At 59.9% G+C, this 12597-nt stretch carries 6 protein-coding genes and 3 pseudogenes; 4 read left to right on the top strand and 5 right to left on the bottom strand.

What is annotated here, in order from left to right:
• Window positions 1–137 precede the first annotated feature (137 nt).
• Window positions 138–1385, top strand: a complete 1248-nt coding sequence (locus tag D1409_RS23495) for a phage NrS-1 polymerase family protein (RefSeq protein WP_123539397.1) — start codon at window positions 138–140, stop codon at window positions 1383–1385.
• A 1078-nt stretch (window positions 1386–2463) separates the two neighbouring features.
• On the opposite strand, the pseudogene D1409_RS23500 reads toward D1409_RS23495, so the two are convergent.
• Both D1409_RS23500 and D1409_RS23505 read right to left on the bottom strand, forming a co-directional pair.
• A pseudogene (locus D1409_RS23500) lies at window positions 2464–2943 on the bottom strand (DUF234 domain-containing protein); the annotation flags it as partial.
• 12 nt (window positions 2944–2955) lie between these two features.
• Window positions 2956–3748 (bottom strand): annotated as a pseudogene (locus D1409_RS23505) (RNA-guided endonuclease InsQ/TnpB family protein); the annotation flags it as partial.
• 145 nt (window positions 3749–3893) lie between these two features.
• Between D1409_RS23505 and tnpA the strand changes: the two are divergent.
• Together tnpA and D1409_RS23515 are read left to right on the top strand one after the other, a co-directional pair.
• Window positions 3894–4283, top strand: coding sequence for an IS200/IS605 family transposase (gene tnpA, locus D1409_RS23510; RefSeq protein WP_123539399.1), 390 nt, complete (start codon window positions 3894–3896; stop codon window positions 4281–4283).
• On the top strand, window positions 4280–5518 hold the full coding sequence (locus D1409_RS23515) for an RNA-guided endonuclease InsQ/TnpB family protein (RefSeq protein ID WP_123539400.1): 1239 nt from the start codon (window positions 4280–4282) through the stop codon (window positions 5516–5518). The genes tnpA and D1409_RS23515 overlap by 4 nt, the downstream gene beginning before the upstream one ends.
• A 70-nt stretch (window positions 5519–5588) precedes the next feature.
• On the opposite strand, the pseudogene D1409_RS25495 reads toward D1409_RS23515, so the two are convergent.
• Both D1409_RS25495 and D1409_RS25010 read right to left on the bottom strand, forming a co-directional pair.
• Window positions 5589–5747, bottom strand: a pseudogene (locus D1409_RS25495) (ATP-binding protein); the annotation flags it as partial.
• A 240-nt stretch (window positions 5748–5987) separates the two neighbouring features.
• Entirely contained in the window at window positions 5988–6323 is a 336-nt protein-coding gene (locus tag D1409_RS25010) for a DUF7344 domain-containing protein (RefSeq protein WP_164471878.1), read from the bottom strand.
• A 434-nt stretch (window positions 6324–6757) separates the two neighbouring features.
• Between D1409_RS25010 and D1409_RS23525 the strand changes: the two genes are divergently transcribed.
• A complete protein-coding gene (locus D1409_RS23525; RefSeq protein ID WP_123539401.1) occupies window positions 6758–8401 on the top strand; it encodes a sensor histidine kinase in 1644 nt (547 codons plus the stop codon).
• 380 nt (window positions 8402–8781) lie between these two features.
• Here the strand turns inward: D1409_RS23525 and D1409_RS23535 are convergent, their stop codons facing one another.
• On the bottom strand, window positions 8782–12549 hold the full coding sequence (locus D1409_RS23535; protein ID WP_123539402.1) for an ATP-binding protein: 3768 nt from the start codon (window positions 12547–12549) through the stop codon (window positions 8782–8784).
• Window positions 12550–12597 lie beyond the last annotated feature (48 nt).

Consider the following 12597-nt stretch of genomic DNA (forward strand, 5'->3'; position numbering starts at 1 on the left):
ACTGTCTCAGTAGCCGCCGCATTCAAGAAGTCGTTAACCGAAGCTACGTCTTGCAGGGCGTTGGAGCTGGTGGACACAGTTTCCAAACCCTGCGGCCTCCCTTGGGAGGCTTTCTATGACACGCTCTACCGGACGAAATGACGGATCGCGAGCAGTGGGTCTGCTGGCGAATCCAGGAGCGAAGCGGCAAGGAGACGAAGGTCCCGATAAATCCGCACACGGGATCGTTCGGGTCGGCGACGAATCCCGATTCCTGGGCGTCGTTCGAGACTGCCCGCGAGTACGCCACCGACGGGGCCGCCGAAGGGCTGGGATTCGTCTTCACCGAAGACGATCCGCTGGTCGGAGTCGACCTCGATACGTGTCGCGTCCCGGAAACGGGGACGCTGACCGACGAAGCGGCAGATATCGTCGAGCGACTCGCCTCCTACACGGAGGTGAGCCCTTCGGGGACCGGCGTTCACGTGCTCGCGCTCGGTGGTCTACCCGGAGACCGCAATCGAAGGGACTGGGTCGAGATGTACGACGACGCCCGATTCTTCACCGTCACCGGCGAACATCTCGACGGCACACCAGTGACCGTCGAGAGTCGCGCCCCCGCGATCGGGTCCGTCCACGCGGAGTTCGTCGCCGGCGAACAGGACCCACCCAACGATGGAGGCGATATCGAGGCTGCTTCAGAGATAGCCGAGAAGGCGACGGAAGCGCCCGATACATCCGAAGCCGCCGACCAGGGAGAAGCCGACGAGGACGATGGATTGTCCGACGAGAACGATGGATTACCCGACGAGGAGATCATCGACAAAGCCCATGCCGCAACGAACGGCGAGAAGTTCGAGCGGCTTTGGCGCGGGCGGACGACGGGCTACGACAGCCATTCGGAGGCGGACATGGGCCTGTGTGCGCTGCTGGCGTTCTGGACCGGGGGTGACCGAGTGCAGATCGACCGGCTCTTTCGCGACTCCGGATTGATGCGCGAGAAGTGGGACGAGCGCCACTTCGCCGACGGGAGCACGTACGGGGAGAAGACGATCGAGCGCGTACTCGCGGGGACGACCGATTTCTACGAGCCACCCCGGACCGAAGCGACAGGTGCAGGTGCCGACGACACTGCATCGAAATCAAACGAGTCGGTCGAGGCCACGGCCGAGACGGTCACACTTCGACAGCAACTGGACGAACTGACCGCGCGCCAGAAGCGACATCTCGACCTCATCGCCGAGCTCCAGGAGCAAGTCGAAGGTCTCGAAGCACGAAACCAACGGCTCACGGCCGAACTCGAAACAGCCCAGTCCGAGACAGAATCCGACCAGGAAAATCCAGCCGTCGAGTCCGGTTCACTCCTCACGAGACTCCGACAGGTAGTCTCGCGCCGAGACACGTGACCGGAGATGTCGCGTTGAGAAGAGAGCTCTTCAGCTCCGTTCCATCTGAAACAAGGGTGTGTCGGTGATGGGATTCGAGACTGCCGTGGCAGTGGTTGCTCCGTGTCCACAGCGTGTAGTCGGGTGCGGAAGATTCGAGCAGAACAGGTACACCGGGGGAAGAGTCGGTCTCCCCGGTGAATTTGGCATACTCGGGTAATAATGTCCTAGCCACCAGCAGTACGAATAACCAGATTACCGCAATATACTGTGTTTCAAGGGGTGTACCGGCGGTTGCTGGGATTCATAGCTCTCGGAGGGTGGGATAGCGATGTCGGGGACGGCTGAATTCGCTGCCCTCCGGTGATACCTGGGGAGAATCGGAGCGAAACGCTAGTTCGAGAGCGGAACACCAAGTAAGTCTGAGAAGTGGATTTGCCGGTACAGGAGCGTCTCGGCTGTCAAAGTAGGTGATTCGGCAGTGAGCTAGCGGTCGGAGTTCGAACAGGCAAACGGACACGTATCGACGATAGAGCGTGCATCTCCCGATGACCGACCAAGAAAGTTGATGAGCCCAACCATGCCGTTCGATGTCGATGAAGATTCTGCGTCGAGTGGATGACGAAACCCCGGGTACACGGACAGATTCACTGTCGAGAGGTATTCTATAACGGTCTCAACTGTGAATCAGAAGGGCACTCGATCGAGTGACTCTCCCGATATCGCCATGTCTGAACGCCGCCCGTTCGAACGACCGCTTCCTCCGAAGCACCAGCACACCCAGTCCCCAGTACATTACCACAGAAACCACACCTTACGGCCGAAATCGGGCTTGTACCGCCGTTCGAACGACTGATTTCGCTGAAAAACCGGTCCACAGCTTTCCTGTGACTACAAGCCGTCGCTGGAGCGACGAGATGGAGACTGCGGGACAGTACACAACTAGTTTCGAGCCCATTCTCCGCTAGATCCACCGTCTGTTCTGGGAGAGGCGCGCATTCACAAACCCCCGTTTCGACTGCGATAGATCCGTCCCGTGGAAACGGTCGGGTTTCTCCGAGTAGGGAAATTCTGGCCCTGAACCGAGCAGTCACAACACTTACTGGTCGGCTTTACCCTCAAGAACACCAACGATATCGGATAGATCGAAGAGACGGAGGTCGTCACGCTCGTCTGCAGCTTCCTCGACCGAGCGTTTGAACCCGGAGCGGCTGAACAAGGCGAATTCATACGTCGGCTCGCCACTTCCGGTGGGCGTCCAGTCGATGTGCTCTACGTCATCTTCGAGGTCTGCGAGCACGTCATAGCCGAGGGGGGTGTTGGTAAATTTCGCTTCGCCAGCGATCAGCGTTGACTCGTCAGTTGGTGCGACGACATCTACCTCCCGGCCCTTGTACCACCACTGGCTTGGCACCTGTGTGAGCTGGTAGTCTGCATAGAGCGCTGGCACCGCCTGGTGACAGAGCGATTCGAACGTTTCGCTGACGAAGTCGGGCAGTTCCGGTTCGATGAGGTCCGCGTACGCGTTCTCACCGTAGAGTTCGTACTGTCCCTCGCGGCCGTAGAGATACCGGAAGTGAACTACCGCACCCTACTCAACCGTTGAAACGGTTTCCTTGAGGGCGGGGCTTCCTGACTCGACGACGCCACTTGCATCCACACGAACGGAGGCATCGCCTCCGTCGGTGGACACAGCGGTAGCAGTCTCCGCAGGCGTTGCTTCGGAGTGACCCACTCCTATTTGCTGCAAACCACGCGCCAGCACGTTCGCTGCTGCGTTCAAATCCCGATCAGCATCGAACCCACATGACGGACACGAGTCCTCGCGCACCCACAACGGTTTCTCTACGGACACACCACACGACGCGCACTCCTTCGTTGTGCCGCTCGGAGAAACCGGTTCGACGTGACACCCATTCTTCCGGCCGTGGTGCTCGAAAATTGTGATGAGATCACGCCATCCAACTTCAGCTGTATTCCGAGTACTCCCTTCTCCTTGCATGAGATCCCTCACGTTCAGGTCTTCTAGGAACACCGCGTCGTACGTTGTGGTGTAGAAATACGCAAGTTTATGCTTGAAATCACGCTTCTTCGTAGTCATCGATGCATGCACTGACGCGACTCGTCGTCGTTGCTTCGACCAATTGTTCGACCCTTCTGTTTTGCGGGAGAGCGACTGTTGCTCACGTTCGAGCCGCTCCCTGGATGTTGATGCCGAGATCGATGCCGACGCAGTCCGATGCATCGATTTCATCCGGTGACGGAAGTTCAACCTCTACGTCTCGTTCAACGCTGAATGAGACGTGCCAGTCACCTGTGGGTTCGTGTTTTAACGCGACTTCTTTGATGTCTGCGTCGTTCGGTATTGGTCGGTGCTGTGTGATACAGACCGATAGCGCATACCTCTGTCTTCAGGCGGAGGTCAAGCGATAGGCATAGTGCGTCAATCCACGAGTCCCGCCATTGCCGGGTTTCCCCACGGTTTTCCGGGGGTGTTAAGACGACGACGGCCTATAGTGTGGAACACGGATGAAGACCACACGACATGCGACCTACAACCTCAATTACCACATAGTGTGGTTGCCGAAGTACCGCCACTCGGTACTTGTCAACGAGGTCGCCGACCGTGTGCGAAACATCCTCCACGAAATCGCCGACAACAAGGGCTTAGAAATAATCGAACTGACCGTTCAACCCGACCACATTCACCTGTTTGTCAATAGTCCACCAAAACACGCCCCGTCGCTTCTCGCCAACTGGTTCAAGGGTATTTCCTCACGGAAATACAACCACCGCTACGCCGACAACGACGGCGAGAAGATTCGATGGGCGCGGGGCTACTACGCAGGGACGGCGGGGAGCGTTTCCGGCGAAACGGTACAGGACTACATTCAGCGTCACGAGGAGGGCGACCAATGACCGAACTCACGAAGACGCTGGAACTGAAACTGGTAGACCCGAACGCGCACAAACGGCGGAAACTCCATGAGACGCGTGATGCCTACCAGCAGGCCCTCGCCGATGCGTTCGACGCTGGTTGCACCACCCAAACCGAAGCGAACGACGTGGTAGTCAACTACGACCTGTCTGGGTACGCGAAGAACGCCCTCAAGAAGTACGTCCCGCAGTTGACGACGACATACAACGCGGACGAGTTGCACGACGACCACCCCGTTCGATTCACCAACGAGGGACTTCGCCTCGACCACAAGCCCGAGAACGCTATCGAGTGGTACGTCAAAGTCCCGCACCACGAAGACTACCATCTCTGGATGCCAGCACAACCGAACCCTGACCAACGAGACTGGCTGGAAGCGTTGAACGCGGGGGACGCTGAGATGGGCGAGAGTCGGCTATTCCAACGAGACGGAACGTGGTATCTCCACGTCACCGTCACCCGCGACGTAGAGGACTGCTCCGAAGCGTCCGAAGATGAACGGACACCTATCGGAGTGGACATCGGGGAAGCGTCACTCGTCACGGTGTGTCACCGCGACGACCACGGTTCTCCAACCCACCCCAAACTGTGGGCCGACGAGGGCAAGACCGTTCGGCGGCTCAGCAAGACCTACTTCACCGCCACGCGACGGCTTCAGAAGCGAAGCAGTGAGCGTGTCGCCGAATCCTACGGTGACGACCTGTGGAACCAGATAGACGACGTGTTCCACCGCGTCACCCGTGAAGTCGTGGCGTACGCCGAATCCGTCGAGAATCCCGTGCTGGTTCTGGAAGACCTGACGTACATTCGAGAGTCGATGGACTACGGCGAGTATATGAATCGCCGTCTCCACGGCTGGGGGTTCGCCAAACTCCACGCCCAGATTCGGTACAAGGCCGTCGAGAAGCGGATCCCCGTCGAGACGGTGAATCCGCGCAACACCTCGAAAGAGTGCCATGCGTGTGGTGAAGGAGGGTATCGTCCGAAACAAGCGACGTTCACATGTACGAACGACGACTGCTGGATGGGCGAATACCAAGCCGACGTGAACGGGGCAATAAACATCGCAGACCGCTACCTCAGCGGAGAGAGTCGGTCCAGAGAACACAAGACCGACGATGACTCGGCTGAGGATGGGGCGCGTTTGGCCGCGCCACAAGACAGCCACGCCGATGCTGACACCCAGCAGGCGACGCGTGGAACGTATGCGTCTTGAAACCTGAGGGCCGCGCTCGGCCTGAAATCCCATGGTGGGATTCCCGCGCCTTCAGGCGCGGGAGGAGGTCAAAGTACACGGCATCGTCGCGGTCGGCAATCGATTGGCGGACGAGCTCGCTCTTGCCGATCTGGCGGCGCCCATAGATAATTGCGAGTTCTGCAGCGTCACTCTCATAAAGTGACTGCAACCGATCGAGTTCCTCGATACGGTTGACGAACTGGTCCATACCCCCAGTCGTTGTGGGAGATACATATGAATTCCAAAGTTAGGAGTTAGAATATAATAGTCTGAACTATAATATTCCGATCCCTAATACGGTGGATCGATCACAGGATCTCAATGGGGTACTCTATTTTCAACTGAAGCGGTAGCGTGGAGTCCCCTTCCTCAAGGAACGAGCGAAGCGAGCAAGAAGGGAGCAAGTAGGGAGGGGAGGAGCGCGTTCGTATCGGCCACAAACAATTCTTTATTCCGTGAACATTGCCATTGCCTCATGCAATAACTCAGGAACGGACTCGTGACCGTAATACCTGATCTCTTCACTTCTTTGGTCGAAATCAATCCATCCTGTGGATTGCAGGGTTGGAAGATGTCTGTGAAAGAGGGATAGTATGAGTTTTTCACGGTCACGATCTGGCATTCGTGCGGAAATATGGGCGACTAAATCGTTCAGTGGTGCAGAGTGACCGTCGTTAAAATTTTCAAAAAAGTTGATTATTTCCCTTCGAACGTGGTGGCTTAAGTCTTCAAAAATAGTGTCCGCCATCTCAGCTTTCTCTGGATAACAATCTGCGGACTCCATGGATGGCTGTATGTGGTTAACGAATATACATATTGTGGGCCGTGTTTAGACGCTCGGAAGAGCGGTTGAGAAGACTGTTTCTCGAGCCTTCGAGAAGAAACAGTTGACGAGTATCGGCAGCTTCCGAGCCGAGATCGGTCTGATCAGCTTGCAATGGTTGTAGTAGCCGGGCAATTCGAGGCGGGGAAGCAATCGGTCGAGCCGAACTACGTGCGTCTATTCATCCACGATCGAGAGACAGGCTCTCAACGGCCCGCAATTCGGCGTCTAAACAAGGCCGAGGAGGTGCTGAACTAGACAGTGCCTTTGGATTATATTTCACTGGAGAGTGGGTACGAAGAACTGCGGGTAGACCGTGACTCTGTGCTCTGTGGTTTTTTCAGGCGTTGAAAGCCATCAATAGAGTCTTGCCAGTCACTGTCTTTTGTCGCGTTATGGCTTTGTTATCGCCGTCTCTGACGTTTTCTCTGTATGTCGGGTGGTTCGCTCTCGCGGCAGTCGGCTGTTTCGGAAGCGTCACTCGCCTCCAGCGCATCAGCGACGCAGACACACGTCGAGGGCTGCTGGCGCTCCTTCTTACGAGCGGTGGGTGGGCGACTGCCCACGTCGGGTTTCTCGTCTCGCCGGCGAGACAACTCAAGCTCGGCTGGTACGTTCTCGGCTTGATTTTGGGGCTTGCAGCCGTTGGTGCGTGGCTGTACTTCTGCTCGGCCTATACGAATCGAACGTATCATCGTAACCCGACATATCGCCGGCTCGCTATCGGTGTCTTCGTCGTACTCGTCGCTGTGAAAGTCACGAATCCACTTCACCACGGATATTTTACAGCGACCACGGTCGCCACGCCGTTCCCGCATCTATCCGTCTCCACGGGCCCGCTTCATTGGACCGCGATGGGTCTGTCCTACGCGCTGGCGTTCGTTGGCTACTTCATGCTCCTCGAACTGTTCACCGCGATCGACCTCGATACCCGCCCACTCGTGCTACTGGTTGGGATTTCCGGTCTCCCGGTCGTGGCGGACCTCGTCGGCTACACAATGCCCATACTCGTCGATATCACGTACGAACCTCTCGGCGTCGCCGTCTTCGCCATCGGCGTCGTATTCGTCTATCTCGACCGGTTCGAAGCCGTTCAACTCGCTACAGAACGGAATGTACCTGTTCTGGTGCTCGACACAGACGGCCACATTCGAGATACGAACCGGGCCGCCCGTCATCTCTTCCCGGATCTCGATACGGTGCGGGATGCGCCGCTCGATGCGGTGCTCCCATCGGTGGCGGAGTGTCTCGACAGTGAAAACCCGATCCTGAAGATACGGTACAATGGAGGGAATCGATATTTTCGGATCACAGAAACGCCCTACGGAACGGCGAAACGTGGGCTTGGAAGCACCCTGACGTTTACGGATGTAACTGAGCGCGAGCAGTACCGCCACGAACTGGAACGACAGAACGAGCGCCTCGACAGGTTCGCCAGTCTTGTGAGCCATGATATGAGGAATCCGCTGAACGTCGCACAGGGCCGGTTCGACCTCGTCCGCAAAGACCTGGACCCGAGTGACGACAACGTAGCGGCAATCGAACGGGCACTCACGCGAATGGAGACGCTGATCGACGAAATGCTCACGCTAGCCCGGAATGGCCAACAGGTCGAACAGTGGGATGCAGTGCGACTCTCGACGTTTGTTTCGGACTGCTGGGCGATGGTTGAGACAGGTGAGGCTAAAATAACGGTCACATCCGATCTCACCTTCGAAGCGAATCCCGACCGGTTGAAGCGACTGTTCGAGAATCTCTTCCGAAACGCGATCGAACACGGGGGGACGGATGTGACTGTCACTGTGGGTGCGCTTGATGACGAAGCCGGGTTTTTCGTTGCCGATGACGGCCCCGGAATTCCAGGAACTGAGCGTAACAACGTCTTTGGGGCGGGATATACGACCAGCGAAACTGGGACTGGGTTCGGACTGGCCATCGTCGACGATATTGCCGCCGCGCATGGGTGGGAGATTCGAATCATCGAGAGCGCCGCTGGTGGTGCCCGATTTGAGGTCGTGGACGTAGACATCGTCGAGTGAGAGACCATCGAGACACAGCAAGCAGCACGTCTACAGCCTGTCCGCCAGCAGGTGACGGCGATAGTCCTGCCCCGTTCGACCGACAGATCTTGGAGTACCCTTCGTGATCGTCTCGAGACGACGAATCAAGTCACGGATGCTGTGGTCACGGACGCCGAAGGCCATCCCGCTCTACGGAGCGCCGGTGGGATAGCCATCCGAACCCACAGAACTCACACGATCACCTTCACCCGCCACCAGACGCGTCAGCTCCAGGTGAAGATGCAGACTGGCCCAACGACCACCGACGGATGCTCGAAGTGGTTCTCGACGAAATCGAAACGCGAATTCAGGACACCTGGTCGACAGAGAGAGCCACCAGCGACCGGCGAGTCGTCCGCTCACCAGCCCGGAGTGTCGAGGAATCGATTGCGGAACGACCCGATCGTCAGGATGTTCGAGAAGCCCGGTTCGTCGAAGGCGACGCGCGTCAGTGCGTAGGACTCGCTGTATGTTCTCTCGATGCGCGGATTTCCGCCACCGGGATTGTGGAGCGCCCGGATCACTTCGTGACCTTCCGAGCGGCCTTCGACGACCCAGTAGGCCCGGTCGGGATCGCAGGCGGCCATCTTGTCGTAGTCGGCCGGCACTGCCCGGAGGGTATCGTGGTTCGAGCGTTCGGCCTCGCCTGTGATCACGACGTCGCCATCACCGTCGAGGACCGCAACGTCGAGGCGGCCGTCCTCGACTGGGTAGTACGTCTCGACGCTCGCGGCGGGATGGTCGGGGTCGTCGACGAACTGGGATTCGAAGCCGCGCCGCATCGTCTCGACCATCATGACGTGTAGACTGGACTCGCTGAGGTCACCGACGCCGTCTCCGTGGGCGTGGCCCTCTCTGTGGGCGGCACCGATGAGTTCGCGCCCCTTCGGCGTCACCGTATACAGCGTGTGGGGATGGCGGCCGTCGATAGAGACGAGGCCGTCGACGATGAGTTCGTCGAACGCCTCCTCGGAGAGGCCGGCATACGCCCGGAGTCGCTCCATGCCGTCGTGGACGATATCGTACTCCCACCGAGTGTCGTACTCCCGTTGGTGGGCGTTGTATACGAGCTGTAGACAGAGAAACTGGGCGTCGGAGTACTCATACGTCGAGCGCTCGGCCGGCGAACGCGTCACCCCGGCATCGACCGTCGGGACGTCCGCTCGGTCGACAGCGGCGAGATCGCCGTGACACTCGATCGCATCGATGAGAGAGGCCAGACGGCGCCCGTAGCGCGTTCCGCAGGCCGCACAGGCGATGGACTGCGACGGTGGATGAAACTCGACAGCGCCCGGCAGGCGGCGCGTGAAGGGCAACGTGGTATCGAGCGTCGTATGCTCGGTGGCGAGTGGCTTCTCGGGATCGGACTCGGCGTGACTCTCGCGCCCGTCGGTGGGCGAGAACGCAGTCACCGAGGCAGTCTGTGTCAGGGAGATGGCCTGTCGGCGCGAACGTTCGGCGCGCTGGGTTCGAGCTGCCTCGAAGGTCGCGCGTCGGGTCGCAGAGAGCGAGTGGTCTCCCTCGGGATGGCCAGGCGGAAGGGGGAGCGAATCGAGCAGGATCGGACGGGACGGTTCAGCGCCGAAGGGCGTCGGGAGTGAGGCGAGCCACTCACCGGGTGCCAGCCCGCGAAGCCGGTTGGCCGCGTCCGCGGGAGCCTCGTCGTCAGTTGTGAAGAGCTTGGCGAGCGCGGCGTCGTCGGTGACGTTCCCGGAGACGATCGTCCCGATGTTGTTGACGGCTTCGTCGTAGGCCGCCTCGTCGATGCGCTGGAGTTGCTTGGGATACTGCAAGGAGAGCGTGACACCGACGCCGAAACTGCGCCCCTCACGAAGGAGGTCGGCGACGATACCCGAGGCGGCGACCGTCGCGGACTCTTCGAGATGAATATTGACCAGCGGAGGGTCCGCAGATGTCCCGAACTGCTGTCGGCGTTCGCGCTCGCGGCGCTTGAGTGCCGTCCATATCTGCGAGAGGACGACCAGTGTGAGCGCGCGCTGTGGCTCGGCTCGAAGCTTGCTCGTCTCGATGATGACGACGCAGTCCTCGTCGAGTTTCGCCCGCCAGTCGAACGATTCGACGGTCGGTCCGTCCTCCGACTGGGGTGCATAGCTGAACAGCGGTGCGATGCGGCTGTCCATCGCCGCTTTCGCGACTCGCCTGGCGGCGCCGTCGATGATATTCGCGAGCGTGTCGTCGTTGGTCTCGGCGATGCGCTGGAGTTCTCGGCGCAGTCCCGCATCGATCACCGGGGGAGTGTGGCCGGTCTCGGCGAAGCGGCCGATACGTCGCTGGAGGGCTTCGAGCGTGAACTGGTCGCTTCCGTGAACGGGATCGAACATTGCCTTGACGATCGCCTCGATGACCAGTGGTGAGGCAACAGCGCGGTTGAACTGTTCTTCGCCCATGAGCGCTTCGAGCAGTTCCTCGGTGTGGTCGGCCACGTCCTCGACGGCCTGTGATCGGGCGACGCCCGACTCCTGCTGGCGAGTCACGTCGAAAAACGGCTCGGCAGGGACCATCTCTGCGGCATCGAACCGGTAGACGTTCTCGAGCGTGCCGTAGGTGGCGTAGTGGGCGCGCTCGTACTCGTCGGCCATCTGGCCGTCTTTGGGGTCGAAGACGACCGTCGCTCCCTCGGTCGCGGCGTGGTTCGGAAGCAAGCCGGTGACGCCGAAGACACTCTTGCCAGACCCAGTGCCGCCGCCGATGAGCATGTGAAGGCGCTGGAGCGCTGGGGGAACGGCGAGTGGCTCCGCCAGTCGAGTGCGGTCTCCTGTGAGCGGGAGCCCGATTTCGAAGCCGTCCGTTCGGTAGGTATCGAGGACGCGCTCGGGCGGAAGGTCGAGACCGGTGCGCTCGCCGGGTCGTGTTTCGAGCGCCCGGGTGGCCGACTCCGGGAGGTCCGCACCACCGAACACACAGAAACTGCCGACGGTCGTCGGGTCGGCGACGATCCGCGGGTGGGTATTCGTCGAGAAGGGGATCGAGAGACCGAGCCCCGCTTCGAGCCGACGACTCAGGCGAAATCCACGGAGTGTCCGAGAGACGACCGAATCGAGAAGCGCCGTCGCGTCGTCGCTGTCCAGTTCGTATCGAACCGGTGTGAGCCTGTAAAACTCCGTGCTCACGTCCGCGAAGGCCGATTCGAGTTCTTTCAGCGTGTCTTCGGGCGCGAGCGTCTCTGCGGGGCGCCCTTCATTCGCATCTTCGGTCGGAGGGGGAGAGTGGTCGACTCCGGATGTGGACTGGCCGAGTGCATCCGATCGCGGTCCGGTATCAGTTTGTCGGGAGGGGCTGGCCCCGCCGTCGGTCGCTGTCTCGGACGTAGGAGGCTCGAACGCGAGAGCGCGAGCGTTGACGTGGAAGGACTTGCTGGCGTCGACGGATTCGATCGACTCGATCCGCTCGCGACGGTCGGGCGGCAGGTCTCGCTTCGACTTCCGTTCCCACTCGGCCGAATCGGGAGACAGCTCGGCGACGAGTCGGTCCGCCCAGGAGAACTGCGGCGAGTGATACCTGTCGATAGTTGCCGTGGCATCCATCGTCCAGTCGGGCCTGGGTTCGAGGAGGACCTGAAAGACGACCGGTGTCTCGGTGCTTGCGAGCGTGCTGAGAACCGTCGAAAGCGGCCAGTTCGTGCGTTTGTCGGTCGCGAAGGATTCGAAGGGGCGAAGCCGGGTCTGCCAGTCGCTGGACCACGCTTCGCTCGCCAGCAACTCCAGTCCCGCGACCGGACGGTCGGCCAGCGACCGAGCAGTCGAATCGGTTGGGTCGTCGGATTCGCCTGTCTCGGTTCGTGATTTCGAACTAGAGGGTGGACGCGCGGTCACGAGGTCGGTCAGCGTCGTCGTGGTTGCGGACAGTTCGTACTCCCGTGGGAACGCCCGTTGGAGGTGACGTTTCAACTCCTGAGTCTGGAGGCCAGTCGCGCCGAAACAGTAGGTGACACCGTCGGCACTCCCGGTGGTCGTCAGCAGGATCTCGACAGTCGGCGTGTCGTCGCCACCGGCGGCGTGAAGCGCGCGGCAGGCGGTCCCGACGTGGTCGGGGTCGAGCGCGGTCGTCGTCGGGCGAACGACGAGATACTCGCGCTCGGTCGTCAGCGGATCGTCGTCGGTCGGCATCCCTGCGAGAGACCGGAGAATCCGATATGCGTCTATCGATTGTGGGAT

Origin of the sequence: Halosimplex salinum (assembly GCF_003730195.1) — an archaeon.
GTDB classification, from domain to species: Archaea; Halobacteriota; Halobacteria; order Halobacteriales; family Haloarculaceae; genus Halosimplex; species Halosimplex salinum.

What these genes read in the sequence shown, in the direction of transcription:
- D1409_RS23495 (WP_123539397.1), top strand. Translation starts at nt 138, where the DNA reads ATGACGGATCGCGAGCAGTGGGTCTGCTGGCGAATCCAGGAGCGAAGC.
- tnpA (WP_123539399.1), top strand. Translation starts at nt 3,894, where the DNA reads ATGAAGACCACACGACATGCGACCTACAACCTCAATTACCACATAGTG.
- D1409_RS23515 (WP_123539400.1), top strand. Translation starts at nt 4,280, where the DNA reads ATGACCGAACTCACGAAGACGCTGGAACTGAAACTGGTAGACCCGAAC.
- D1409_RS25010 (WP_164471878.1), bottom strand. Translation starts at nt 6,323, where the DNA reads ATGGAGTCCGCAGATTGTTATCCAGAGAAAGCTGAGATGGCGGACACT.
- D1409_RS23525 (WP_123539401.1), top strand. Translation starts at nt 6,758, where the DNA reads ATGGCTTTGTTATCGCCGTCTCTGACGTTTTCTCTGTATGTCGGGTGG.
- D1409_RS23535 (WP_123539402.1), bottom strand. Translation starts at nt 12,549, where the DNA reads ATGCCGACCGACGACGATCCGCTGACGACCGAGCGCGAGTATCTCGTC.